Origin of the sequence: Bacillus shivajii (assembly GCF_020519665.1) — a bacterium.
Lineage (GTDB): Bacteria > Bacillota > Bacilli > Bacillales > Salisediminibacteriaceae > Bacillus_CA > Bacillus_CA shivajii.
Genome location: NZ_CP084703.1, coordinates 1,951,967 through 1,975,898, shown reverse-complemented (window position 1 = coordinate 1,975,898; position 23,932 = coordinate 1,951,967). Strand labels below are relative to the sequence as shown.

Below are 23,932 nucleotides of genomic sequence, written 5' to 3'. Positions count from 1 at the left end.
ATTTACCTCTAAGTGAATGACTGGTTTATTATGTCAATGCTTTTGTTATAACACACGATCCATACTTTCCTCTGTCTCTAATCTATCCATTTGCATATCGATATAACTCAACATATGTTTCATATTTTTTTCTTGGTCTTTTTCTAGCCTTTTTAATCTACTTTTTATCTCATTTACTTCATTGAACAAAAAATGGAATTGTTCTTCTTCTTTCGTTTTACTTCTAACCTTCTTGTTCTGTACTTTCTTGACTGGTTTTTGCTGTTGTTTTCCGTTAATTTTGATCTTACGTTTAATCATTTCAGCTTCAAGTTTACTACTAAAAACTAATGCATAAATATCTGATTCAGCTACTTCCTTATATTCGTATCCATTTTTAGTTAGACCCTCTTTTATTCCATCTTGAAAGGACAAACCAACTAACATGAATCGAGCTTCTGGATTATGGACTAATCCGGCGTAACGAATTAATTGGCCAACAGCACTGTCTGTTACTTTCAATTTCACTTCAACATATACATCCCTGCCGTCCTTATCTTCAAAAAGAAGGTCACATCTCTTTCCTTCCAAATAAACTTCCCGCTCCTTAAACACAAGACCCTCTTCGATTAAATGTGGATATAGTATAAGTGCATATTGTAAATCCTGTTCTTTCATCTTGTTCTTACTCCTTCCCCATTTTTTCTCTTCTACTTAATAGATACGCCGAACTTTGAAAAAAGGGGGTAGTGAATTTAAAAAAAGTACCTATTTCTAAATGATTAGAGACAGGTACTTCTACGTTTATATTGATATGTATTTGATGGTCTACGCAATACACTGCGACTTACTTTATTTCTTCACCATTTTTTATGGAGCGATTTAACTTCTGCAGCATAAAACCGATGCCTTTACAACCATTTAACGGGTACGTTAATTTTTCATTTGGAAACAACTTTTCAACGACTCTTCTATATTTTTTCCCGCCAAGGACAATCACTTCATCATAATCATTTAATCCTTTATCCCCCATCTGTTCTTTCAACTGATCAATTGAGATGATCTCAGAACTTTTCGAAGTAAACGAAACATCATAATTGTGTTCAACGGTATCAGTTGGGTGTAGAAAACCATGCTTTGCTGATAGTATGACCCAGTCACCAATAAATTCGATTGCGTACCGTTGACACGCTCTACTAAAGGTACCTATATAAACGTCTTTCGCCTTCGTTGGCGCAGCATCTGGCTCTTTGTCCCACACTTTTTTTGCCCCACAAGGGATAATACATAATCGACTCATTCTTAACCCTCACTTATTGATCTTCTTTTATGTTTTTCTTGTTTTCTCATCTGTAAAGTAATAAACCCAGCCTTCTTCCTTCACTCTTTCCTTTAAATGCTTTGGAGGATGAGCGAGATTTGGCAGCAAGGCACCGTTTGTTCCGAAGGCGATCGCATAGAGTGCGCAAATGCAGGCGTCATAAGCATCTGTCCCCACTTCGGTTCCGGCTGGCATGAACTCTCTATACGGCTCGAAAACCTCTTCAAAACGTTTCGCTTTCAGTAAAGCTGGATATACTTCGATCATGATTCGATTGTCGTCAACATTTTGATCACTTATCGGATAAACTTTAAATCCATGATCTTTTTCCCACAATCTTGCATGAAGCATCGCTACTGTAGCGTTATTACCGATCCGGTCAAACGTCGCTGATAATGGTTTCTTTCCAAAAACCCTGTGAATCTCTTGATCAGTGGCGCGATACGCTAACGTGTTGTCGATTTCCCTTTTCGGCTTTGTAACTGACGGCATTTCGCCTTGAAGAAGTTGCGTAAACTCCCTCGGATATCCTAAAGGAGCATCTATTCCAATAGCAATGAGCGTATCCTCATGATCCTTGTTAACATTCATTTCATGGTCGCACACTTGGACCATTTTTTCTAAAGACGTTAAACTGTTCTCAGCAAGAGAAGTTGCAGCAGGTTTTCCCCGCCATTGAATGGTATTCGTCCGACAATTCCACTCACAAACAGCAACGCCGTGGTTCTTCCCCATCCAGCCGCCCACGTCCCAGCCAATGCCAATGACTTTGTTGTATGACAATTTGATTTACTCCCTTTTTTAATTCTTTCGAGGAAAGTGACATTCCTCGTTTCCATTCTACCATGAAGCGTGGGGACGGTTCTTGTGCTTCCAAATTTAAAATATTGCTGTAATGAAATAGGTGAAAGGAGATTTTTTCGTATAAATGAATTTGTGCTTTATCTGCCATCCATTTAGCTGGCCATAACAAAGTTAGAAGGAAAATTTACGGAAAAGAACGTGATGAACATATGTCTATGTTTTGATCTAAACGCTGAGGAGGAAAATGCTAGAAAGGGTATTAGGGGTGAAAATTTTATACATAAAAACAGAAAGATTAACACTTTGTTACGGATAATCAATACAACTCTCTGTATTATCAGGTCTACATCTAAGCAATCGGTCGATTGTTTTTCTGGTACCTTTAATTGCACCATACTTTTTTATCGATTCAATAGCATAATTCGAACATGTTGGGTGGAAACGACACTTGATTCTTTTCGGTTTTATTGGTGAAACAAACGTTTGATAACATTTCACGAGTAGGATTAATATGATCTTAAACATCATGTACCACCGTTTCTTTTTTCACAGCTTTCGAACCACAGTTTGGGCATTGATCTAAATCCTTGACGTTTTCTTTTATTTTTTTATTTGGTATAAATAATGCCGGCAAACAACCTGTACAACACATCATATCCTTACCAGTATTGCTCATTTCACTTCCAAAGTTTTGGATTTTATCCCCTGTATTTTGAATCACATCTTGCTTTCCATAGTACCAAACATGTTGACAAGCTTTACACGTGCATTTTGTTTCCTTTATTTTTTTACCCATAAACATCCCTTCTCTTCAATGATGATATTACTTTCTGCATGTCTGTATCTTTTCATTCATAGATGAAGCGTGGGGACGGTTCGCATGCTTCCAGCGAACATTCAACAAAGAATGTACCTCCTAAAATTGTTACCAATATAAAGTTTTATCAGTGTATGATAACTTCTAAATAATCACACCTTAATATTCGAGGTGAGATTATGTTTAATAAAGCTGAAAATAAAATAATAAAACTTGCGATCGTTCTCATTATCATTATTTTCCCTTTTTCTTTCATCGGCAAGCATTATAGAAAATGGATCATTGCGTTTTTATTAAATTCTTACTCAAATACTTTTATTGCGCCAGTTTTAGCTGCAAAAGACATTTTAAAATATCCGGTTAGACTTTTGCCATCCATCTACCAAAGCAGCATTATTTATGATTACTTTCTTTGTTCCTTATTTACTGTTTGGTACTGCAGGGCCTCGCTTAAAGATCATTGGAAAGTTGCATTAGTGAAAGTTATTTTCTTTGCATTACCTCAGGTTCTCTTGGAAGTTGGCTTAGAAAAAAACACCAAGCTCATTAAATATAGTAAAGGGTGGACAGGTTACCACTCTTTCGTCACAATCGCTTTAGCCAAATACACGATAAGAATGATTTTGCTAATTATGGATCGTGTTGATAAAAGATTGGGAAACGAAGCGTAGGGACGGTTCTCTTGCTTCCGAACATTCTTAATATAATGAATGATGGCACGTGAAGCGAAATAATCGCACGTGAGTCAAGATCATCGCACGTGAGCAGAGATTATCGCACGCGAGGCGTAATGATCGCACGTGAGTCGGAATAATCGCACGTGAGAAGGTATGATCGCACGTGAGCAGGGATAATCGCACACGAGATATTGCGGTTCCACCAAATGCGTGGTGCTGTCCTTATGGAGTAATCATTTAAATGACGAAAAAAAACAGCAACTCATTATTTCTAATGAATCACTGGTTAAATTAATTAATGGAATTACGTGATCTCTTCTCCGTTTTTTATAGAACGATTTAACTTTTGCAGCATAAAACCGATTCCTTTACAATCACTTCCATCATTTGTTCTTTCAACTGATCAATTGAAATGATCTCAGAACTTTTTGAAGTAAACGAAACGTCATAATTTCGATCAACGATATCCGTTGGATGGAGAAAACCGTGCTTCGCAGATAGTATGACCCAGTCACCAATAAACATGGCAGCATACCTTTGACACGCTTTACTAAAGGTTCCTATATAAACCTCTTTCGACTTCGTTGGCCCAGCATTTTGGGTTTTATCCCACACTTTTTTTACAAGGGATAATACATAATCGACGCATTTTCAAACCTCGCTTAGTTTATTTTCTGTATGCTTGAACGGCCATCATGTCTTTGTTGCTAAAAAGTTCAACTTAACATTTGGAAGCACAAGAACCGTCCCTTTGCTTTCTGTTCCCCCCCAGTACGTTAAAATTTTAAGGTCCTGAGGTCAGGGACTTTATTTTCAACTAACAAAATTCATTTATAACATTTCTTCAACTTCATTTATTAATTCTTTTAAACTTCTATCGGACATTGAACCGAGTTTAATATCATGGTTTTCAAAAGGCAATTTAGCTGTCACTTTATTTGGAACAACGACGCAAGATGCTCCTGATGCTTTTGCTGCCTTCAGACCGTTTAAGGAGTCTTCAAAAATAATAGCCTCGTTTGCATTGATACCTAGAGAACTTAATGTTTTATTATAAAGCTCAGGATCTGGCTTCACTTTCTCTACATCGTCTCTTGTGTGAATAATATCAAAGTACTTAATAATATCAAATTTTTCAAGATGTCCTAATACCCACTCTCTACTTGAACTAGACGCTAAGCCTATTTTTAACCCTTTTTGCTTTGCAGACTCTAAGTATTCTCGAACGCCACTTCGTAAATCTTCATTTTCCATTACTTCCGTTATCTTTACTGCTAATGCTTCTTGCATGTCTTCAAGATCAACGTGTTTACTAGATTTTTCTTTCAGGTGGTTGAAAGGATCAAAATCAGCAAACGAACTGCCAACACACTGAACGTATAATTCTAACGGTAAATCAAGCCCATGTGTTTCATAAATTTCACAGAATGCATGATATTGTACGGTCTCTGTGTCTATTAATAGGCCATCACAATCAAAAATAAGTGCCTTAATCATTTTATAACTCTCCCATCACATCACCTTAAACATTAGATGATTTCCTTTTATCATTTTATACCGTCCTATTTTATGAACGTCTTTTCCCCAAACGCCATTTGCCAATCCGAGCTGAATTGATCCACACTCCATTCAGTTAGTAAATGTTCCTGCATTGCGTCAATCATATCTGGACTTGCTGTTATTGCATGACTTCCCTTTAATGCCACTTGTTTTATTTGGTCTACATTTTTAAAGCTGGCACCTAATACTTTCGTGGAGAGCTTATAAGTGTTAAATAAGTTGACAATTTCCTCCACCACTTGTGTTCCATCTACAGAGAGGTTACTCACTCTATTGACATAAGGTGCTACGTAATGAGCTCCTGCCTTTGCAGCCATTAATGCTTGTAATGGGGTTATGACAGCCGTTGCAGTCAACTTCACTTCCTCTTGATGAAGCATTCTCATTGCTTTAATCCCCTCAGGTATTACAGGAATTTTCACGTAGACATTTCCATCTAATTGATTCGTTAAATGTAGTGCTTCATTAACAATATCATTTGCTGTAGTAGACAGCGTTTGAACATGGAGCATTTTTTCATTTCCAATATGACGCTGAATATCTTGAACGAGAGGCAAAAAAGGTTCTTTTTCTTTCGAAATAATGGTTGGGTTCGTCGTGACACCATCGATCGGATAGAGATCAGACAGTCTGATTATCTCTTTAATATTCGCACTGTCTATGAGTATTTCCATTGTAAGCTCCCTTCTTTTTTCGTAAGTGGATGAAAATAAACATGTAAGAATAAGCAGTGAAGGAAACCTCCACTGCTTCATTTGTCATACCAATAATACGGCAAACATATTATTTTCTAATAACTGAAATCGTTGTTCCTTCAGTAATAGTATCGATTGGTTCATCTTCTAAAACTAATGTTCCGGGTAAGTCAGCACTATTTTCACCATTAAACTTTAATGTGATATGTCCTAAATCGTTAAGGTTTTTATTAACTGCATCACCGACAGCTGTCACCTTATACTCTTTATTGTTAAGATATAAGCTGTCTCCAACCTTAATGTCTTCATCCAACTGGTTTGTTTCATGGAGAACACAATATTCCTGTAACTCCTCAGGAGCGCCCTCTTTAAACAAAATTACCATTTTTTCACCATAAAATTGTTCAACTAAAGGACCAACTTTCGATACATTTGTTTTGTAAATCGTATTCATAGAAATAACTCCTTACTTTATTAATCTGTTTTATTTAGAAATAAGATATAACCAGCATTTATACAGGTTATATCTATATCTTTTAATAATCTGTAAATAACATGAAGCTTGCAAGCCAAGCGACAAAGACAGTAGGTGCACCTGTGAGGAACCTCGAGTACAGAACGGATGGCACCCCGACCTCTACTGTTTCAGATTCTGCTTCCGCTAAACCTAGACCAACAGGGATAAAGTCCGCCGCAGCTTGTGAGTTAATTGCAAATAATGCAGGTAATGCTAATTGTGGTGGGATATTACCTTGTCCAATTTGAACACCAATTAATGTTCCAACAACTTGTGCGATAACTGCACCAGGTCCTAAGAACGGGGATAATAATGGGAATGAACATACTAACGATATGAGTAATAACCCTGGTAAAGAACCAGCTAACGGTGATAAGTAAGCTGCAAATAGGTCACCGATTCCTGAATATAGGATAACCCCAATTAACATCGCAACAAAGGCCATAAATGGTAGGATCGTCTTTATAACCGTATCAATTGTTTCTCGTCCTGCTTGGAAAAGGGTATTAATAAAGTTCCCCATGAACATACCGACTTTCACCATTAACCCTTTTGGTTCTTGTTGTTCACTTATTTTTTTGTTTGTGCTATACTTTTGCGTAGATTCAGTTTCAGATTCTGTTAAAGATTCTGATTCAGTTTTATTTTCTTCGTTATGTTGCACAGGTGTTGCCGCACCGTCGTGCAACATAATATTTTCTTCTTTAACCCCAGAAGCATAAATATCTTCCGTGATAAACTTCGCTAAAGGTCCACTTTGCCCTGTTTGCATGATATTGATCGTCTTAATACGCTTTTGTGGGTAAATCCCGCAACGTAATGTTCCTCCACAATCAATGATCACACAAGCGGTCTCTTCTTCTGGTACCTTTGTTTTAAACCCGTCTACTAACTCTGCGCCTGTTAACTCTGCAAGCTTTGTTGCAATACTAGGCTTATTTCCTCCAGTTATATAAACGATTTTATTTTGTTTTTCATTTGGACTGATGACGAGTGGTCCGCCAAATCCGCCAGCACCTGCGTGAACAACTGCTGATTGAAACGTTTGTACTGCTGTTGTCATTTTGTTCCCCTCCTTAAAGTTCAACTTTATCCTTCAATATAACTCCTTGTTGTTTTGCAACATAGGCAGTTGTGAAATCAGTAACCCATCCTCGGAAAAAGTTCGTTACAATACCTACCAAGAAATAAAATAATGCAAGTTCAGCTACTGGTAGTCCTAATGTTGTAATCCCTGCTGCAACTCCTAGAAATACGAATAATTCTCCTGGATTTACGTGCGGGAAAAGTCCATTATGCGTGTGACAAGAAAAAGATGCTGATGCATAATAGCTTGGCTTATATTTTTCCGGTAAAAATCTACCTAATGATAATGTCATTGGATTTGCAAAGAAAAACGTACCAACGACTGGTAAAACAAAATATCTTGTAAAAGGGTTTTTCCCAGATTTTTTTGCTAGTTTCTCTACTCTGTTTGTACCTACTAATTTAACAACTGCGTTCATTGCTACTAATAAACAGATTAATAATGGCACTATCCCTGTTACTAAATCAACGAATACTTCTCCACCCTGCTCAAACATTCCCATAAAGCCGGATGCTAAATCTGTTAAAAAGTTCACTTTTGTTCCTCCTCTTTACCTTAATTTTTAAACTTTGATATAACTTTTTCGAACAATGTTTTCTTAGGCTTTAATTCACCTCCTTTTGAAATTATGTCATAACTCGCTACCGCATCTTGAATGGCAGCAGCGGTTAATCGGTGAAACTGATTTAAGTCTTGTTGTTTCAATTTAAGTAAATGCTTATTTTCTAAGCCTTTCATCGGTTTTACGCGAGCTAAAACTGTAAGGCCTTCCATTTTTCTAGCATCAATTATTTCATTTTTCTTATTGATCGCTAGCATAACTACCGTACCAGCAGTTAACATCCCTTTCCTTCTCCCAATCGCTACTCTTCCTTTTGATCTCATTTCAATATAATTGAGGTTGAAGTTTTTTATTTGAAAGAATCCAAACACACTTTGCACCAGCCATGCAAATGCCATTAATCCACCTAGAAGCAAAATGACTTCCATATTTAACACCCTTTTCTCATTCCAAGTCATTCAAAAGAACATATAGAACTGTGTGATTAGTCATTATTTTTTTCATAATGTTCGATAAAGTCCTCATAACCAGTGCTCTTTGTTAACTTACTCAATAATGACTGGTCGTTTGCAATTCGAATGATCTCATCATAAATCTTTACTAATAAATGTTCAGTATTTACTGACTCCTGTTCTGGCACCCCTAATAGAAAAACGAGTCTTACTTTTTTGTTTTCTGCAGTGACTGCTGTAGGAAAGACTCCGATCGCTAGCTCTATTTTATCTGACAACGTGTTGTAAGTATGTGGGAATGCGATATAATTTTCGAAAACCATCGAACCCTTTTTCGCACGTTCATTTAATCTTTTATGGAAACCGCTATCAAAATACCCTTTGTCAATTAAAGCATGAACCATATCATGAACATTCTCGTTATAACTTTTCTCACTGTTTAAAAGAAAAAACTTATCCTGATCAACTAATTGTTTCATAAATGATGCATGAATACCATTATCCAACGGAAGGTGGTGTACGTACATCACTTCTTCTATTTTCTTTGCTACACTTCGTTCATCGAAAATCTCATTGATCATAACTGTTGGAGTTTCTGTTTTAACTTCTAATTTGACAGTTGAAAAGATAATGTCATAGTCATTTAGTAGCTCCTTTGATACATCCACATCTGAATATATATCTATATCGGTGTTTTGCTTTAGTACTCTTTCAAGTTGAATAGATACTAATTTGGCTGTTCCCCTTCCAGTGCCACAAATGACCGCTGCCTTATTTATCTTTTTCACTTCGCCCTCACTTTTCGCGATGAAAACCCCAAAATAAAACGCGATATAACCGAGTTCATGTTCAGAAACTTTAACATCATACTCTCTTTCAATAACGTCACCAGCTAGTTCCGCCAATTTAAAAGCAAGTGGATATTTCTCTTTAACATCGTCTAATAATGGATTTTTCAAACGCAATCCATATATGAGTCGATTAATCATAAAAGTTAGATGATATTGAAAATCTTTAAAAATTGTTTCGTTCTCTTGAATTACTTGTTTATTAAAACCTAATTGCTCTACAATGTTATTTAACAACTGTGTTACATCTTCCGGGATGATAATGTCAGCCATCGTACGATTATTTGTAGGTGTTCGTCGACCAGCAATAGGTATAGTTATAAACAAGATTTCATACTCTGGTATTTTTATTGGCAATTTCGCCTCAATCATTTCAGCAATATTTTTAGCGATTTTATAATCATTCGAATTTATTAATTCTTCATGCTTGTTATTTACCTCAATAAGTGGATGATTCTTAAGTAAACGATCCAACATCACAATAATAAATTGTAATAATGCTTTCTGCGTTGTTGATTCGATATCATGCTCATTAGAAATCGTCACAATTTCGTTTTTTACATCTTCGTCTAATGGAAAATCATCGTATAAAAAATCGTAAATATTATCTAAAATAAAGAAGCGTAAATTGATTTCTTTACCATCTAGAAAAATACCATGACTTTGTTTTCCTACGATCGATAAGTTATATGCTTCCAAAGATACCTTAGCTTTTTTCAATTCGTTAACTAGTGTACTCCTGCCAATATTCATTTCGTAGGCGAGATCATCCATTGGTAACGTCTCTTCTTGATTCAATAAGCGGTCAAAGATATATGCGATTCTGCCTGTCGGTGAATCATAAGATTTGCTCTCTGCTTCGATGTTCTCCATCAAGCTTGCAAACTCTTTCTCATCTTCTACTTTTAAATAAAACCCTTTACCTTTTTCATTAACAAACACTGCTATACCGTTTAATTCACTATTTAACTGCTTTATATCATTTCGAATAGATCTCGTGCTGACACCTAATGTCGAGGCAAGGTAATCAATTGAACTATGTTGTTTTTTTCGTGAAATATTGATTATTTGAACGATTCGATCGTCCAACGAATAATTAAACACATTACCACCCTCTAACAAACCTTGGCTTAGCGCCAAGTCCTCATGACGAATACTTTCGTTGCCGTTATACAATTCAAAAGAAGTTTCTTTTAGTATAAAAGTAAATCACGTGCCTCATCATACATATAAAGCAAACGAATGTAAAGGTTTAATACTATTGAATAAATTGCTAGTTTATCGTATCAAAAAGTTTTACCGAGGTTTGTAAATTTCTTTTTATATTTTAGCCTCTTGATTTACCACCAGATATATTTAAAGTCGTTCCTGTAATATAGTTTGAGCGGTCTGAAGATAGGTAGGCTACTAAATCACCAACTTCATTTAATCTTCCTTCTCTTCCAAGCGGAATTGACTTACTATAGTCTGTTGTTAACCCTTCAACAGTAACACCTCTTGTATACGCTAATGCTTCATTGTAACTATCAGTTCTTAATCCAGTCTCTTCTAAAATTCCAGGAGCAATACCAACGACACGAATATTGTGCTTACCTAACTCTTTTGCCCATGCACGAGTAAATGATATTACAGCTCCTTTTGTTGCTGAATAACAACTTTGTCCTGCAGAACCTTCTTGTCCAGCCTCAGAAGAAACATTTATAATTACACCTTTATCTTGTTTTAACATTTGTTTTGCTGCAGCTTGTGCAAACAAATAAGGACCTTTTTGATTGACCGCCACCATAAAGTCAAAGTCTTTTTCATTTAGTTCATATTCTGGACGTTCGCCTTTGTCATCAACTAATAATCTAGGCAAATTCACACCTGCATTATTAACGAGAATATCTACTGTCCCAAACAATTCAACGGCTTTAGCAACTGTTTCATCAACACTTTCCTTGCTTGTTACATTACATTTTATCGTGTATGTACCGTCCTCTTGTTCACCATTTTCTACATTTAAATCTGCTACAACAACCGTGGCACCATTATTATGTAGTTCTTTAACGATACTTAAACCAATTCCTGATGCTCCGCCAGTTACGATTGCTACTTTTCCTTCTAAACCAAGCCATGTAGTACTATTCATTTCTCTTTCCTCACCTTCTATGTAATCACTTTCATTTGGTACTTTTAGTATAAAAGTTGTAAGCGCAAACATTAATACACCCTTTTGCAATCGAAATTGCAAAAGGGTGTATTAATAGAAAAATATTTGATTGTAATACTTGCCTCAAGTCGAGTGGTTTATACCATTATATTAATCCCACAAGAGATGTTCCTCTACTTTTAATGAAGCTTCCTTACATTTCGGACAAGGCATCCTTTCGATTTTTTCTAAATTCTCGACTTCTTCCCCTTTCCCTTTGCACGAACAATTGATATTTGTTTCCGCCACTTCGTTTTCGCCATACATCACTTTCATGTAAGGCCGACTGTAAACCTTTTTGCATTTTAAACAGTTGAAAAGCTTGTACTCGAACTCGTAGTCATTGATCTTCGAGTTTCCTATCTGCTTTTGTAACTTTGTTTTCGTCTTCGGATGTAAGCTGTCAATACAATGCTCAAAACATGAGTGGTGCATCCCGATACCTAATAGAAAATCTTTCATATATAAACAGTTCTCACAGAAAATTTTTATGCCAACGCCCATCGAATCCCTCCATCTCAAGTATCAATGCTTCTCTAATTATAACCTGTGTGATTTTTTGATGTTCATTTATAGATGTAGATAATAGCATTTTTGCAAAAAGGAGAATGAACATGGTGAAAAATATTGAACGCGTGAATATTAGTGAAGCTACGTTAAATGAAGACTTTGTTGTTATTTCGAAGTTTGTGATGACAGACGATTGCACGTTTTTGCCTTATGAAGAAGGGATGGAGGTTTCAGACGGCTCACACGTTTGGGAAACGGTTTATCCAACAAAACTCGTGCAGTTCGTTTATGACGTTGGCAACAATATTGATATGAGCTTAGCCGTCACGTTAGGCTTGGGAGTCATTCAATCATTATCTGATGGAACGCTGTACTTATACCATGCAGATATGATCGATGACGAAGACAGAATGAAGCATGAAATGTTAAGGCTAGGGATGTATTATCAATTGATGAACCCAAAATACGATGACCGACGCCTCGATTATTTATTCAACTCAAGTGGTGGCACCTTCTATCTCAGTACATTATTATTTACAGACTGTATAGAACCGATCGAAAAGTTAAAAGCGATTTTTTCGAGTAAAAAAGGGAAAGGAAATAATGTGGTAGCATTTAAAGCGTAGGGTTAGAAAGATAAAGGGAAGCGTGAGAACTATATAATATTGTCCTCATGCTCCCATCAATCCATTGGGATTTACAGCGCCCACCTATGAATGGCCTTAGCCACTCCGTCTTCCTCATTTGTTGTTGTCACCCAATCTGCTGATTCTTTCACAAATTCTTGTGCATTTCCCATAGCAACACCTACGCCGGCCTCTTTAATCATCGCCAAGTCATTTAAGCTGTCACCCATGGCAAGAACATGATCAAGGGTAATGCCAATTCGTTCACAAACTTTTTCTAACGCTCTTGCTTTGTTGACACCAGCTGCATTAATTTCAAGGTTTTTCGGATGAGAGTTACTAATCTCTAATGCTTTATTTTGAGAGAGCTCATCCAAGATCGTTTCCCTTACCACATCATCTTTAATATCAAAACCAAACTTCATCCACTCATGTGAGGAAAAATCTTCAGGAAACTCCTCCCGCCATACGCTGTCTACAGTTGCTGCCCAACAAGTCGTATTATATTTTTGCTTTAATTCCCACATACGCTTTATGTATTTTGTATCAAGTAGTTGTCTCTCTAGTAAGGATCCATCTTTATCCCAGATTTCACTCCCATTAACCGTAATAAGATAAGAACTAAGAGAAAGAGAATTGACTAATTCACCACACGTCATTCGAGTTCGACCTGTACTTATCACAACATAAATGCCTTTTTCTTGTGCTTTCTTAATCGCTTGACGATTTACATCTGAAATCTCATGTTCATTATTTAAAAGTGTCCCATCCATATCGATCGCAATCAATTTAATTGGTTTTCGGTCTTGTTTTACCTGTTCCATATGATCCTCTCCTTATAATGGAAGCGTGGGGACGGTTCTTGTGCTTCCAAATTTGAAATATTGGGCTCTCTGTCAATTGTTGTGGTGCAGAAATTCCCAATTCTCTCTACCCATGCGGTTTAAACCGCATGGGATCTAACCATTTGTCTCCACAAAATCTTCATTCGTAATCTCTCAAAGCTTTTAATTCCATATGACATCCTCTTCGTTACTTTCGTTGTATTATTCACACCTTCAATGTAGCCATTGTTATAAGGATACATAAACGATTGGAGGATCTCTGTTTGCCATCTCTTAAACATTTTTACTACCCTTTGAAATGAAGGAATGCCGGACTCTTCCACAAAGGTATACCATGCTTCTAAACCAACTTTCGCATTCTCTGGTGTACTCTGTTTAAACCATTGGTCTAGCGCATTTTTCACTTCATATGCCTGTCTTAACTGTGGGTGTGCTTGTAATAGCTTTTCTACCTTCGCTTTGCCTTTCTCATCAAGCTTTTCAGGTGACTTCCATAAGAGTTCTTTACATCGTTTAAGCTTAATACGAGGGTCTTTTTGTAACTCATTCTGTAGTTCACGTCGCACTTCATCAAATGCCCAGTACCCGTGACGCATGAAATGAAACCGATCAGCTATGATTAGTGGACTCCCTAATTGTCTACGTACTGCTTCTTTAAATGCTTTGGATAAGTCTATAACAACGATCTCTACCTTACCGGTGTCGCATTCTTTAAAGTAATTTTCAATCGTTTTCACTTTTCGATCCGGTAATATATCAATGATATGTCGATTTTCTACATCAACGATCACAGTTTGGTACTTTTCTTTACCTGCATCTCCCTTAAACTCATCAATCGCAATCGCTCTTGGAAGGACTTTGTTTACAGTTATCTTCCGTTTGTCAAATAGGCGGAGGTAACGATTCGTACTCATTCCTGAGATTCTAGCTGCGTGTGTAAAACTCATTTCAGAACATAAGGATAACGCTTCTTGAGCAAGCATTGATGTATGTCGTTGGTATTTATCTAGAAAAGATAACTTCTCAAAAAATGCATGGCCACAGTTCATACAACGATATCTGCGTTTCCTTAATTGTAAGTAAACCTTTTTCTCTGCTATCTGAGCTCCTTGAATCGATTGCATTCTATATCCATGGATTCGCTTTGTCTTCTCTTTACATTTTGGGCACTTTTGTTTTCGGACTTCGCTATGAAGTTCAAACCAAAAGCACTGTTCTTCTTCTCCTGAATCAAATACGAATACATGCTTGTCTTTAATCCCTAATAACTTTGTGATAAAATCTAGTTGCACCTTAATTCTCTCCTTGTTTCTTTTTGTGTGGTAACTCAAGGTTAACAAAAAGAGAGAATTGGGTGCTATTTTTTTGTCTTTTTTTAGATCAAAGAGAAACATTGATCCGATAAGGGTGACCACAACATTCAGTATAGAACCAAATATTGTTGTCCATTAATCATAAGGGCGACCACAACATTCAGTATAGAGCCCAACATTATTAATTATAAATCCCTTTTTAGCTGTGCGAAAGACAATAAAAAAAGTTCCTTGCTATTTGCAAGAAACTTGATGGTATCAATATGTAATGGTGCGGGTGGAGGGAGTCGAACCCCCACGCCCGAAGGCACTAGATCCTAAGTCTAGCGCGTCTGCCAATTCCGCCACACCCGCATAAAAATGGTGAGCCATGAAGGACTCGAACCTTCGACCCTCTGATTAAAAGTCAGATGCTCTACCAACTGAGCTAATGGCTCGCAGTATTTGCGATGATGATATCTCATGAAGCTTACGGACGATGTAACGCTTCGTCTTCGTACCTGTTTCTTCCTCTGCTAGCTTATCCTCGATGCCTAATGCGTCGAAACAACTCGCAGCGGTTTCGTGATGAAAATGCTCGTAACTGAGCTAATGGCTCGCAGTATTTGCGATGATGATGTTTCATGAAGCTTACGGACGATGTAACGCTTCGTGTCAAAATAAATGGTGCTGGCCAGAGGACTTGAACCCCCAACCTACTGATTACAAGTCAGTTGCTCTACCAATTGAGCTAGGCCAGCAAAAAAATGGTGGCTCGGGACGGAATCGAACCGCCGACACACGGATTTTCAGTCCGTTGCTCTACCGACTGAGCTACCGAGCCAAATGGCGGTCCCGACGGGAATCGAACCCGCGATCTCCTGCGTGACAGGCAGGCATGTTAACCGCTACACCACGGGACCACTACATCTTTTCATACTTTATTTAGATTGATAATAATATTGGTTGCGGGGGGCGGATTTGAACCACCGACCTTCGGGTTATGAGCCCGACGAGCTACCAGACTGCTCCACCCCGCGACGTTATGAAAACTTACGGATGATGTTGTGCTCCGTAGCGTTTTTGACTGTCTCTTCCTCTTCTACCACCACTCTGTAGTTTATGCGTCGAGACAACTTGCTGTATTACAGCGAAATAATTGATCATTGTTCCATCGACTAAGCGACCGAGCCAAATGGCGGTCCTGCCGGAAACCAGAATCCACGATCTCCTGCATGATATGCATGGATGTTAAATACTACACAACGAAATCAAATCATCTTTTCATAGTCTTTATTTAGGTTGATAATAATATTGGTTGCGGGGGGCGGATTTGAACCACCGACCTTCGGATTATGAGCCCGACGAGCTACCAGACTGCTCCACCCCGCGGCGTTATGAAAGCTTACGGATGATGTTTTGCTCCGTAGCATTTTAGACTGTCTCTTCCTCTTCTACCACCGCTTTGTAGTTTATGCGTCGAGACAACTCGTAGATCATTCGACGATGTTGCGCTCGTTGCTCCACCCCGCGGCGTTATGAAAGCTTACGGATGATGTTTTGCTCCGTATCATATTAGACTGTCTCTTCCTCTTCTAGCACCGCTTTGTAGTTTGTGCGTCGAGACAACTCGCTGTATTACAGCGAAATAATTGATCATTGTTCCATCGACTAAGCGACCGAGCCAAATGGCGGTCCTGCCGGAAACCAGAATCCACGATCTCCTGCATGATATGCATGGATGTTAAATACTACACAACGAAATCAAATCATCTTTTCATAGTCTTTATTTAGGTTGATAATAATATTGGTTGCGGGGGGCGGATTTGAACCACCGACCTTCGGATTATGAGCCCGACGAGCTACCAGACTGCTCCACCCCGCGGCGTTATGAAAGCTTACGGATGATGTTTTGCTCCGTAGCATTTTAGACTGTCTCTTCCTCTTCTACCACCGCTTTGTAGTTTATGCGTCGAGACAACTCGTAGATCATTCGACGATGTTGCGCTCGTTGCTCCACCCCGCGGCGTTATGAAAGCTTACGGATGATGTTTTGCTCCGTATCATATTAGACTGTCTCTTCCTCTTCTAGCACCGCTTTGTAGTTTGTGCGTCGAGACAACTCGCTGTATTACAGCGAAATAATTGATCATTGTTCCATCGACTGAGCTACCGAGCCAAATGGCGGTCCTGCCGGAAACTAGAATCCACGATCTCCTGCATGATATGCATGGATGTTAAATACTACACAACGAAATCAAATCATCTTTTCATAGTCTTTATTTAGGTTGATAATAATATTGGTTGCGGGGGGCGGATTTGAACCACCGACCTTCGGATTATGAGCCCGACGAGCTACCAGACTGCTCCACCCCGCGGCGTTATGAATGCTTACGGATGATGTTTTGCTCCGTAGCGTTTTTGACTGTCTCTTCCTCTTCTAGCAACGCTTTGTAGTTTTTGCGTCGAGACAACTCGTAGATCATTCGACGATGTCGCGCTCGTTGCTCCACCCCGCGGCGTTAATAATAATTTTTTTATGAACACGATTATGAGTCGTGTGTAATTGTAAATGGTGGAGGATGGCGGGCTCGAACCACCGACCCCTTGCTTGTAAGGCAAGTGCTCTCCCAACTGAGCTAATCCTCCAGATGGTGACCCATAGGGGATTCGAACCCCTGTTACCGCCGTGAAAGGGCGGTGTCTTAACCACTTGACCAATGGGCCTATCTATAATTCCACAAGAATCAGTTTAACCTTCAACAAAGTTATTGTAGTATGGTGGGCCTGAGTGGACTCGAACCACCGACCTCACGCTTATCAGGCGTGCGCTCTAACCAGCTGAGCTACAGGCCCATTTTTTTAAAAATGGAGCGGGTGATGAGAATCGAACTCACGACATCAGCTTGGAAGGCTGAGGTTTTACCACTAAACTACACCCGCATATTAATTTATTAAGGTGAATACTTTTATCCTAGTACATATCTTGCATGGTCGGGAAGACAGGATTTGAACCTGCGACCCCTTGGTCCCAAACCAAGTGCTCTGCCAAGCTGAGCTACTTCCCGTTCTATGGCGCGCCCGAGAGGAGTCGAACCCCTAACCTTTTGATCCGTAGTCAAACGCTCTATCCAATTGAGCTATGGGCGCAAATAACTTTTATTGAAAAATATAACTTACAAATATATATGGTGCACTTCCACAACTGCTGATTTTACTTCGCTATGAAGTATTTCAACGTAGTATCGTAACAAATTGCTGGTACCGAGGGCCGGACTTGAACCGGCACGGTAGTCACCTACCGCAGGATTTTAAGTCCTGTGTGTCTGCCAATTCCACCACCCCGGCAGGACTTGTGAATCATTATTTATTTAAAAAATAATGGAGCGGAAGACGAGATTCGAACTCGCGACCCCCACCTTGGCAAGGTGGTGTTCTACCACTGAACTACTCCCGCATATATGGCAGGGCTAGCAGGATTCGAACCTGCGAATCACGGAATCAAAATCCGATGCCTTACCGCTTGGCTATAGCCCTTTAATTTAAAATATAGGGGCGTTGATGGAAATAAAATGCGCGGTCTCTTGCGTGACTAGGATTTTAACCGCTATATCACGGGAACAGATTAATATGGCGGAGGAGGAGGGATTCGAACCCCCGCGGGCCATGAAGCCCCTGTCGGTTTTCAAGACCGATCCCTTCAGCCGGACTTGGGTACTCCTCCGTATTCATATGGCCTAGGCGGTGTCAATCCAGCCCACGACCTCATTCGTATCAAACATGCGCTATAGTCAACTGAACTATATAGCTACAATATTTGTCCTTAAAAATATAATGGTGGAGCCTAGCGGGATCGAACCGCTGACCTCCTGCGTGCAAAGCAGGCGCTCTCCCATCTGAGCTAAGGCCCCACAAAAAAGCCCAGCAACGTCCTACTCTCACAGGGGGAGAGCCCCCAACTACCATCGGCGCTGGAGAGCTTAACTTCCGTGTTCGGCATGGGAACGGGTGTGACCTCTCCGCTATCGTCACTGGACTTATGAAATTGAGAAGTATTGTACTCTCAAAACTAGATAACATTTGACTGATGACCTTCGGTCTGAAGGTTAATGTAATACTTTGGTTAAGCCCTCGATCGATTAGTATCTCTCAGCTCCACGTGTTGCCACGCTTCCACATGAGACCTATCAACCTCATCTTCTCTGAGGGATCTTACTCACTTGACGTGATGGGAAATCTCATCTTGAGGGGGGCTTCATGCTTAGATGCTTTCAGCACTTATCCCGTCCACACGTAGCTACCCAGCTATGCTCTTGGCAGAACAACTGGTACACCAGCGGTGTGTCCATCCCGGTCCTCTCGTACTAAGGACAGCTCCTCTCAAATTTCCTACGCCCGCGACGGATAGGGACCGAACTGTCTCACGACGTTCTGAACCCAGCTCGCGTACCGCTTTAATGGGCGAACAGCCCAACCCTTGGGACCTACTTCAGCCCCAGGATGCGATGAGCCGACATCGAGGTGCCAAACCTCCCCGTCGATGTGGACTCTTGGGAGAGATTAGCCTGTTATCCCCAGGGTAGCTTTTATCCGTTGAGCGACGGCCCTTCCATACGGTGCCGCCGGATCACTAAGCCCGACTTTCGTCCCTGCTCGACCTGTATGTCTCGCAGTCAAGCTCCCTTATGCCTTTGCACTCTGCGAATGATTTCCAACCATTCTGAGGGAACCTTTGGGCGCCTCCGTTACTTTTTAGGAGGCGACCGCCCCAGTCAAACTGCCCACCTGACACTGTCCCTGAACCGGATCACGGTCCGAGGTTAGAATTCCAGTACAGCCAGGGTAGTATCCCACCGACGCCTCCACCGAAGCTAGCGCTCCGGCTTCCAAGGCTCCTACCTATCCTGTACAAGCTGTACCAAAATCCAATATCAAGCTACAGTAAAGCTCCATGGGGTCTTTCCGTCCTGTCGCGGGTAACCTGCATCTTCACAGGTAATATAATTTCACCGGGTCTCTCGTTGAGACAGTGCCCAAATCGTTGCACCTTTCGTGCGGGTCGGAACTTACCCGACAAGGAATTTCGCTACCTTAGGACCGTTATAGTTACGGCCGCCGTTTACTGGGGCTTCAATTCAGAGCTTCTCCCTAATGGGATAACCCCTCCTCTTAACCTTCCAGCACCGGGCAGGTGTCAGCCCCTATACTTCGCCTTGCGGCTTGGCAGAGACCTGTGTTTTTGATAAACAGTCGTTTGGGCCTATTCACTGCGGCTCTCTCGGGCGTAAACCCTAATAGAGCACCCCTTCTCCCGAAGTTACGGGGTCATTTTGCCGAGTTCCTTAACGAGAGTTCTCCCGCGCGTCTTAGAATTCTCTTCCCGCCTACCTGTGTCGGTTTGCGGTACGGGCACCAGTCACCTCGCTAGAGGCTTTTCTAGGCAGTGTAGGATCAGGAACTTCGCTACTAAAATTTCGCTCGCCATCACAGCTCAGCCTTACGGTAAGCGGATTTACCTACTTACCAGCCTAACTGCTTGGACACGGACATCCAATGCCGTGCTTACCCTACCTTCCTGCGTCCCCCCATTGCTCAAATGGTGACGTGGTGGTACAGGAATTTCAACCTGTTTTCCATCGCCTACGCCTTTCGGCCTCGGCTTAGGTCCCGACTAACCCTGAGCGGACGAGCCTTCCTCAGGAAACCTTAGGCTTTCGACGGAGGGGATTCTCACCCCTCTTTTCGCTACTCATACCGGCATTCTCACTTCCAAGCGCTCCACCCATCCTCTCGGTTGAGCTTCAACGCCCTTGGAACGCTCCCCTACCACTGTCCGTAAGGACAATCCATAGCTTCGGTGATACGTTTAGCCCCGGTACATTTTCGGCGCAGAGTCACTCGACCAGTGAGCTATTACGCACTCTTTCAATGGTGGCTGCTTCTAAGCCAACATCCTGGTTGTCTAAGCAACTCCACATCCTTTTCCACTTAACGTATACTTGGGGACCTTAGCTGATGGTCTGGGCTGTTTCCCTCTTGACTACGGATCTTAGCACTCGCAGTCTGACTCCCGAGGATAAGTATTTGGCATTCGGAGTTTGACTGAATTCGGTAATCCTGTGGGGACCCCTAGTCCAATCAGTGCTCTACCTCCAATACTCTTCCCTCGAGGCTAGCCCTAAAGCTATTTCGGGGAGAACCAGCTATTTCCGAGTTCGATTGGCATTTCACCCCTACCCACACCTCATCCCCTCACTTTTCAACGTGAGTGGGTTCGGGCCTCCATCCAGTGTTACCTGGACTTCACCCTGGACATGGGTAGATCACACGGTTTCGGGTCTACAACCACGTACTCATTCGCCCTATTCAGACTCGCTTTCGCTGCGGCTCCGTCTCTTCAACTTAACCTTGCACGTAATCGTAACTCGCCGGTTCATTCTACAAAAGGCACGCCGTCACCCATTAACGGGCTCCGACTACTTGTAGGCACACGGTTTCAAGATCTCTTTCACTCCCCTCCCGGGGTGCTTTTCACCTTTCCCTCACGGTACTGGTTCACTATCGGTCACTAGGGAGTATTTAGCCTTGGGAGATGGTCCTCCCAGATTCCGACGGGGTTTCACGTGTCCCGCCGTACTCAGGATCCACTCCGGAGGAAACGAAGTTTCGACTACAGGGCTTTTACCTTGTCCCGCGGACCTTTCCAGGTCGCTTCATCTACTCCGTTTCTTTGTAACTCCGTATGGAGTGTCCTACAACCCCAAGAGGCAAGCCTCTTGGTTTGGGCTAGTTCCGTTTCGCTCGCCGCTACTCAGGAAATCGCATTTGCTTTCTCTTCCTCTGGGTACTAAGATGTTTCAGTTCCCCAGGTCTGCCTTCTCATACCCTATGTATTCAGGTATGGATACCACCTCATTACAGGTGGTGGGTTCCCCCATTCGGAAATCTCCGGATCAAAGCTTACTTACAGCTCCCCGGAGCATATCGGTGTTCGTCCCGTCCTTCTTCGGCTCCTAGTGCCAAGGCATTCGCCGTGCGCCCTTTCTAGCTTAACCACTTTGCTGCAGATGGCCTTCGTTCTTCTTCGTCAGCGTCGTCTGTCGCTCCTGTCACGTATCCTTTAAACATACGCTCAGTCGCTCCATTCCTTGCTTCCTCGAATAACTTGACCCTCTTTGCAAACTCAATTTCAAATCGAGTTTTACAAAAGCTTGTGGCGTCATATTAACCTTCTAAGACACTCGGTTGTACTCTGTCGAATCCATTACTGAATTCGTTTCAAACAACCGGTGAAGATCAATCAGTCTATATCTGTTATCTAGTTTTCAAAGAACAACGACGCACAGGATGTGCTAGCTTCGGCGTTATCACAGGACGTGATGTCTTTAGCCGAAGTTCGTTAAAATCCTTACGTCTTGAGAGATAAAAAATAAACCTCTCAAAACTAAACAAAAAGCGCAAACGATCGATAAAGTAATGAGCTAATAGCTCCTTAGAAAGGAGGTGATCCATCCCCACCTTCCGGTAGGGATACCTTGTTACGACTTCACCCCAATCACCTGTCCCACCTTCGGCGGCTGGCTCCAAAAGGTTACCGCACCGACTTCGGGTGTTACAAGCTCTCGTGGTGTGACGGGCGGTGTGTACAAGGCCCGGGAACGTATTCACCGCGGCATGCTGATCCGCGATTACTAGCAATTCCGGCTTCATGCAGGCGAGTTGCAGCCTGCAATCCGAACTGAGAATGGCTTTATGGGATTCGCTCAACCTCGCGGTCTCGCTGCCCTTTGTACCATCCATTGTAGCACGTGTGTAGCCCAGGTCATAAGGGGCATGATGATTTGACGTCATCCCCACCTTCCTCCGGTTTGTCACCGGCAGTCACCTTAGAGTGCCCAACTAAATGCTGGCAACTAAGGTCAAGGGTTGCGCTCGTTGCGGGACTTAACCCAACATCTCACGACACGAGCTGACGACAACCATGCACCACCTGTCACTCTGTCCCCCGAAGGGGAAAGCCCTATCTCTAGGGTTGTCAGAGGATGTCAAGACCTGGTAAGGTTCTTCGCGTTGCTTCGAATTAAACCACATGCTCCACTGCTTGTGCGGGCCCCCGTCAATTCCTTTGAGTTTCAGCCTTGCGGCCGTACTCCCCAGGCGGAGTGCTTAATGTGTTAACTTCGGCACTAAGGGCATCGAAACCCCTAACACCTAGCACTCAACGTTTACGGCGTGGACTACCAGGGTATCTAATCCTGTTTGCTCCCCACGCTTTCGCGCCTCAGCGTCAGTTGTAGGCCAGAAAGTCGCCTTCGCCACTGGTGTTCCTCCACATATCTACGCATTTCACCGCTACACGTGGAATTCCACTTTCCTCTCCTACACTCAAGTCCCCCAGTTTCCAATGACCCTCCACGGTTGAGCCGTGGGCTTTCACATCAGACTTAAGAGACCGCCTGCGCGCGCTTTACGCCCAATAATTCCGGACAACGCTTGCCCCCTACGTATTACCGCGGCTGCTGGCACGTAGTTAGCCGGGGCTTTCTGGTTAGGTACCGTCAAGGTGCCGCCCTATTCGAACGGCACTTGTTCTTCCCTAACAACAGAGCTTTACAATCCGAAGACCGTCATCACTCACGCGGCGTTGCACCGTCAGGCTTTCGCCCATTGCGGATGATTCCCTACTGCTGCCTCCCGTAGGAGTCTGGACCGTGTCTCAGTTCCAGTGTGGCCGATCACCCTCTCAGGTCGGCTACGCATCGTCGCCTTGGTAAGCTCTTACCTCACCAACTAGCTAATGCGCCGCGGGCCCATCTTACAGTGTTAGGATAAATCCCAACTTTTACAATAGAGTCATGCGACTCTATTGGTCATCTGGTATTAGCCCCGGTTTCCCGGAGTTATCCCAGTCTGTAAGGCAGGTTGCCCACGTGTTACTCACCCGTCCGCCGCTGACCTCATAAAAGTAAACTTTTAATTGGTCCGCTCGACTTGCATGTATTAGGCACGCCGCCAGCGTTCGTCCTGAGCCAGGATCAAACTCTCCAATAAAGTGAGTTTGATGTCTCTGACATCATTAAAAAATTTCATTGACGGGATATTTTTAAAGTAAACTTGGCTTTTCGCAAAATAGCGAAAGCCTTAGTTGC

17 protein-coding genes, 20 tRNA genes, 3 rRNA genes and 1 pseudogene are annotated in these 23,932 nt (G+C 41.7%); 2 read left to right on the top strand and 39 right to left on the bottom strand.

The genetic code is table 11. The features are described 5' to 3' along the window. Positions 1–45: 45 nt before the first annotated feature. The 5 genes from LGQ02_RS09735 to LGQ02_RS09715 all read right to left on the bottom strand — a co-directional run bounded on the left by LGQ02_RS09735 (position 46) and on the right by LGQ02_RS09715 (position 2,900). Positions 46–657: an endonuclease NucS domain-containing protein gene (locus tag LGQ02_RS09735; RefSeq protein WP_226517957.1), complete on the bottom strand. Its 612-nt coding sequence runs from the start codon at positions 655–657 to the stop codon at positions 46–48. Positions 658–826: 169 nt separating this feature from the next. Further along, positions 827–1,279, bottom strand: coding sequence for a DUF6884 domain-containing protein (locus tag LGQ02_RS09730; RefSeq protein ID WP_226517956.1), 453 nt, complete (start codon positions 1,277–1,279; stop codon positions 827–829). Positions 1,280–1,306: 27 nt separating this feature from the next. Further along, positions 1,307–2,083, bottom strand: coding sequence for a DUF429 domain-containing protein (locus LGQ02_RS09725; protein WP_226517955.1), 777 nt, complete (start codon positions 2,081–2,083; stop codon positions 1,307–1,309). A gap of 327 nt (positions 2,084–2,410) precedes the next feature. Beyond that, positions 2,411–2,629: a membrane protein insertion efficiency factor YidD gene (gene yidD, locus LGQ02_RS09720; protein WP_226517954.1), complete on the bottom strand. Its 219-nt coding sequence runs from the start codon at positions 2,627–2,629 to the stop codon at positions 2,411–2,413. Beyond that, positions 2,622–2,900 carry a hypothetical protein gene (locus tag LGQ02_RS09715; protein ID WP_226517953.1) on the bottom strand — a complete coding sequence of 93 codons (279 nt, stop codon included), beginning with the start codon at positions 2,898–2,900 and terminating at the stop codon, positions 2,622–2,624. The genes yidD and LGQ02_RS09715 overlap by 8 nt, the downstream gene beginning before the upstream one ends. Positions 2,901–3,100: 200 nt before the next feature. Between LGQ02_RS09715 and LGQ02_RS09710 the strand changes: the two genes are divergently transcribed. Then, positions 3,101–3,592 carry a CBO0543 family protein gene (locus LGQ02_RS09710; RefSeq protein WP_226517952.1) on the top strand — a complete coding sequence of 164 codons (492 nt, stop codon included), beginning with the start codon at positions 3,101–3,103 and terminating at the stop codon, positions 3,590–3,592. A gap of 310 nt (positions 3,593–3,902) precedes the next feature. Here the strand turns inward: LGQ02_RS09710 and LGQ02_RS09705 are convergent. From LGQ02_RS09705 to LGQ02_RS09665, 9 genes and pseudogenes are all read right to left on the bottom strand, one after another. Continuing rightward, positions 3,903–4,247 (bottom strand): annotated as a pseudogene (locus tag LGQ02_RS09705) (DUF6884 domain-containing protein). Positions 4,248–4,429: 182 nt separating this feature from the next. Next, on the bottom strand, positions 4,430–5,095 hold the full coding sequence (locus LGQ02_RS09700) for an HAD family hydrolase (protein ID WP_404802391.1): 666 nt from the start codon (positions 5,093–5,095) through the stop codon (positions 4,430–4,432). Positions 5,096–5,160: 65 nt separating this feature from the next. Continuing rightward, complete coding sequence (locus LGQ02_RS09695) at positions 5,161–5,832, bottom strand: transaldolase family protein (protein WP_226517951.1); 672 nt, start codon at positions 5,830–5,832, stop codon at positions 5,161–5,163. A 109-nt stretch (positions 5,833–5,941) separates the two neighbouring features. Continuing rightward, positions 5,942–6,307: a PTS glucitol/sorbitol transporter subunit IIA gene (locus LGQ02_RS09690; RefSeq protein WP_226517950.1), complete on the bottom strand. Its 366-nt coding sequence runs from the start codon at positions 6,305–6,307 to the stop codon at positions 5,942–5,944. Positions 6,308–6,389: 82 nt separating this feature from the next. Then, the gene (srlE, locus tag LGQ02_RS09685) at positions 6,390–7,433 is read right to left on the bottom strand and encodes a PTS glucitol/sorbitol transporter subunit IIB (protein WP_226517949.1); all 1,044 of its coding nucleotides are present in this window, start codon (positions 7,431–7,433) and stop codon (positions 6,390–6,392) included. A 13-nt stretch (positions 7,434–7,446) separates the two neighbouring features. Next, on the bottom strand, positions 7,447–7,959 hold the full coding sequence (gene srlA, locus LGQ02_RS09680) for a PTS glucitol/sorbitol transporter subunit IIC (RefSeq protein ID WP_264184029.1): 513 nt from the start codon (positions 7,957–7,959) through the stop codon (positions 7,447–7,449). A gap of 53 nt (positions 7,960–8,012) precedes the next feature. Further along, the gene (locus LGQ02_RS09675) at positions 8,013–8,447 is read right to left on the bottom strand and encodes a transcriptional regulator GutM (RefSeq protein WP_226517947.1); all 435 of its coding nucleotides are present in this window, start codon (positions 8,445–8,447) and stop codon (positions 8,013–8,015) included. Between the two features lie 56 nt (positions 8,448–8,503). Continuing rightward, positions 8,504–10,423, bottom strand: coding sequence for a BglG family transcription antiterminator (locus LGQ02_RS09670; protein ID WP_226517946.1), 1,920 nt, complete (start codon positions 10,421–10,423; stop codon positions 8,504–8,506). 223 nt (positions 10,424–10,646) lie between these two features. Next, positions 10,647–11,450 (bottom strand): SDR family oxidoreductase, encoded by an 804-nt coding sequence (locus LGQ02_RS09665; RefSeq protein ID WP_226518274.1) that lies wholly within the window; start codon positions 11,448–11,450, stop codon positions 10,647–10,649. A gap of 674 nt (positions 11,451–12,124) precedes the next feature. Between LGQ02_RS09665 and LGQ02_RS09660 the strand changes: the two genes are divergently transcribed. Continuing rightward, on the top strand, positions 12,125–12,646 hold the full coding sequence (locus LGQ02_RS09660; RefSeq protein ID WP_226517945.1) for a hypothetical protein: 522 nt from the start codon (positions 12,125–12,127) through the stop codon (positions 12,644–12,646). 71 nt (positions 12,647–12,717) lie between these two features. Here the strand turns inward: LGQ02_RS09660 and LGQ02_RS09655 are convergent, their stop codons facing one another. From LGQ02_RS09655 to LGQ02_RS09535, 25 genes are all read right to left on the bottom strand, one after another. Further along, entirely contained in the window at positions 12,718–13,470 is a 753-nt protein-coding gene (locus LGQ02_RS09655) for a Cof-type HAD-IIB family hydrolase (RefSeq protein ID WP_319003528.1), read from the bottom strand. Positions 13,471–13,589: 119 nt separating this feature from the next. After that, positions 13,590–14,783 (bottom strand): ISL3 family transposase, encoded by a 1,194-nt coding sequence (locus LGQ02_RS09650; protein WP_226514668.1) that lies wholly within the window; start codon positions 14,781–14,783, stop codon positions 13,590–13,592. Positions 14,784–15,073: 290 nt separating this feature from the next. Continuing rightward, positions 15,074–15,158, bottom strand: a tRNA-Leu gene (locus LGQ02_RS09645). Positions 15,159–15,165: 7 nt separating this feature from the next. Further along, positions 15,166–15,241 (bottom strand) — tRNA-Lys (locus LGQ02_RS09640). A gap of 227 nt (positions 15,242–15,468) precedes the next feature. Beyond that, positions 15,469–15,544: transfer RNA gene (locus tag LGQ02_RS09635), tRNA-Thr, on the bottom strand. 7 nt (positions 15,545–15,551) lie between these two features. After that, a tRNA-Phe gene (locus LGQ02_RS09630) sits at positions 15,552–15,627 on the bottom strand. A 3-nt stretch (positions 15,628–15,630) separates the two neighbouring features. Then, positions 15,631–15,706, bottom strand: a tRNA-Asp gene (locus LGQ02_RS09625). 40 nt (positions 15,707–15,746) lie between these two features. Continuing rightward, positions 15,747–15,823: transfer RNA gene (locus tag LGQ02_RS09620), tRNA-Met, on the bottom strand. A 275-nt stretch (positions 15,824–16,098) separates the two neighbouring features. After that, positions 16,099–16,175 (bottom strand) — tRNA-Met (locus tag LGQ02_RS09615). Positions 16,176–16,591: 416 nt separating this feature from the next. Continuing rightward, positions 16,592–16,668 (bottom strand) — tRNA-Met (locus LGQ02_RS09610). Positions 16,669–17,084: 416 nt separating this feature from the next. Beyond that, positions 17,085–17,161 (bottom strand) — tRNA-Met (locus LGQ02_RS09605). A 195-nt stretch (positions 17,162–17,356) separates the two neighbouring features. Next, positions 17,357–17,432: transfer RNA gene (locus LGQ02_RS09600), tRNA-Val, on the bottom strand. 3 nt (positions 17,433–17,435) lie between these two features. After that, positions 17,436–17,510, bottom strand: a tRNA-Glu gene (locus tag LGQ02_RS09595). Positions 17,511–17,562: 52 nt separating this feature from the next. Next, a tRNA-Ile gene (locus tag LGQ02_RS09590) sits at positions 17,563–17,639 on the bottom strand. 13 nt (positions 17,640–17,652) lie between these two features. Continuing rightward, a tRNA-Gly gene (locus LGQ02_RS09585) sits at positions 17,653–17,726 on the bottom strand. 48 nt (positions 17,727–17,774) lie between these two features. Next, positions 17,775–17,851: transfer RNA gene (locus LGQ02_RS09580), tRNA-Pro, on the bottom strand. Between the two features lie 5 nt (positions 17,852–17,856). Then, a tRNA-Arg gene (locus LGQ02_RS09575) sits at positions 17,857–17,933 on the bottom strand. Positions 17,934–18,042: 109 nt separating this feature from the next. Then, a tRNA-Leu gene (locus tag LGQ02_RS09570) sits at positions 18,043–18,131 on the bottom strand. Positions 18,132–18,165: 34 nt separating this feature from the next. Continuing rightward, a tRNA-Gly gene (locus LGQ02_RS09565) sits at positions 18,166–18,240 on the bottom strand. A gap of 5 nt (positions 18,241–18,245) precedes the next feature. Next, positions 18,246–18,320: transfer RNA gene (locus LGQ02_RS09560), tRNA-Gln, on the bottom strand. A 94-nt stretch (positions 18,321–18,414) separates the two neighbouring features. Next, positions 18,415–18,507: transfer RNA gene (locus tag LGQ02_RS09555), tRNA-Ser, on the bottom strand. Between the two features lie 111 nt (positions 18,508–18,618). Beyond that, positions 18,619–18,694 (bottom strand) — tRNA-Ala (locus LGQ02_RS09550). 8 nt (positions 18,695–18,702) lie between these two features. Continuing rightward, a 5S ribosomal RNA gene (gene rrf, locus LGQ02_RS09545) occupies positions 18,703–18,819 on the bottom strand. Between the two features lie 83 nt (positions 18,820–18,902). After that, positions 18,903–21,838, bottom strand: a 23S ribosomal RNA gene (locus LGQ02_RS09540). Positions 21,839–22,279: 441 nt separating this feature from the next. Beyond that, positions 22,280–23,834, bottom strand: a 16S ribosomal RNA gene (locus LGQ02_RS09535). Together the 16S, 23S and 5S rRNA genes with 20 tRNA genes alongside form the textbook arrangement of a ribosomal RNA operon. Positions 23,835–23,932 lie beyond the last annotated feature (98 nt).

Excerpts from the sequence above, each read along its gene's own strand:
- LGQ02_RS09735 (WP_226517957.1), bottom strand. The coding sequence starts at position 657 with ATGAAAGAACAGGATTTACAATATGCACTTATACTATATCCACATTTA.
- LGQ02_RS09730 (WP_226517956.1), bottom strand. The coding sequence starts at position 1,279 with ATGAGTCGATTATGTATTATCCCTTGTGGGGCAAAAAAAGTGTGGGAC.
- yidD (WP_226517954.1), bottom strand. The coding sequence starts at position 2,629 with ATGTTTAAGATCATATTAATCCTACTCGTGAAATGTTATCAAACGTTT.
- LGQ02_RS09715 (WP_226517953.1), bottom strand. The coding sequence starts at position 2,900 with ATGGGTAAAAAAATAAAGGAAACAAAATGCACGTGTAAAGCTTGTCAA.
- LGQ02_RS09710 (WP_226517952.1), top strand. The coding sequence starts at position 3,101 with ATGTTTAATAAAGCTGAAAATAAAATAATAAAACTTGCGATCGTTCTC.
- LGQ02_RS09700 (WP_404802391.1), bottom strand. The coding sequence starts at position 5,095 with ATGATTAAGGCACTTATTTTTGATTGTGATGGCCTATTAATAGACACA.
- LGQ02_RS09695 (WP_226517951.1), bottom strand. The coding sequence starts at position 5,832 with ATGGAAATACTCATAGACAGTGCGAATATTAAAGAGATAATCAGACTG.
- LGQ02_RS09690 (WP_226517950.1), bottom strand. The coding sequence starts at position 6,307 with ATGAATACGATTTACAAAACAAATGTATCGAAAGTTGGTCCTTTAGTT.
- srlE (WP_226517949.1), bottom strand. The coding sequence starts at position 7,433 with ATGACAACAGCAGTACAAACGTTTCAATCAGCAGTTGTTCACGCAGGT.
- srlA (WP_264184029.1), bottom strand. The coding sequence starts at position 7,959 with ATGGGAATGTTTGAGCAGGGTGGAGAAGTATTCGTTGATTTAGTAACA.
- LGQ02_RS09675 (WP_226517947.1), bottom strand. The coding sequence starts at position 8,447 with ATGGAAGTCATTTTGCTTCTAGGTGGATTAATGGCATTTGCATGGCTG.
- LGQ02_RS09665 (WP_226518274.1), bottom strand. The coding sequence starts at position 11,450 with ATGAATAGTACTACATGGCTTGGTTTAGAAGGAAAAGTAGCAATCGTA.
- LGQ02_RS09660 (WP_226517945.1), top strand. The coding sequence starts at position 12,125 with ATGGTGAAAAATATTGAACGCGTGAATATTAGTGAAGCTACGTTAAAT.
- LGQ02_RS09655 (WP_319003528.1), bottom strand. The coding sequence starts at position 13,470 with ATGGAACAGGTAAAACAAGACCGAAAACCAATTAAATTGATTGCGATC.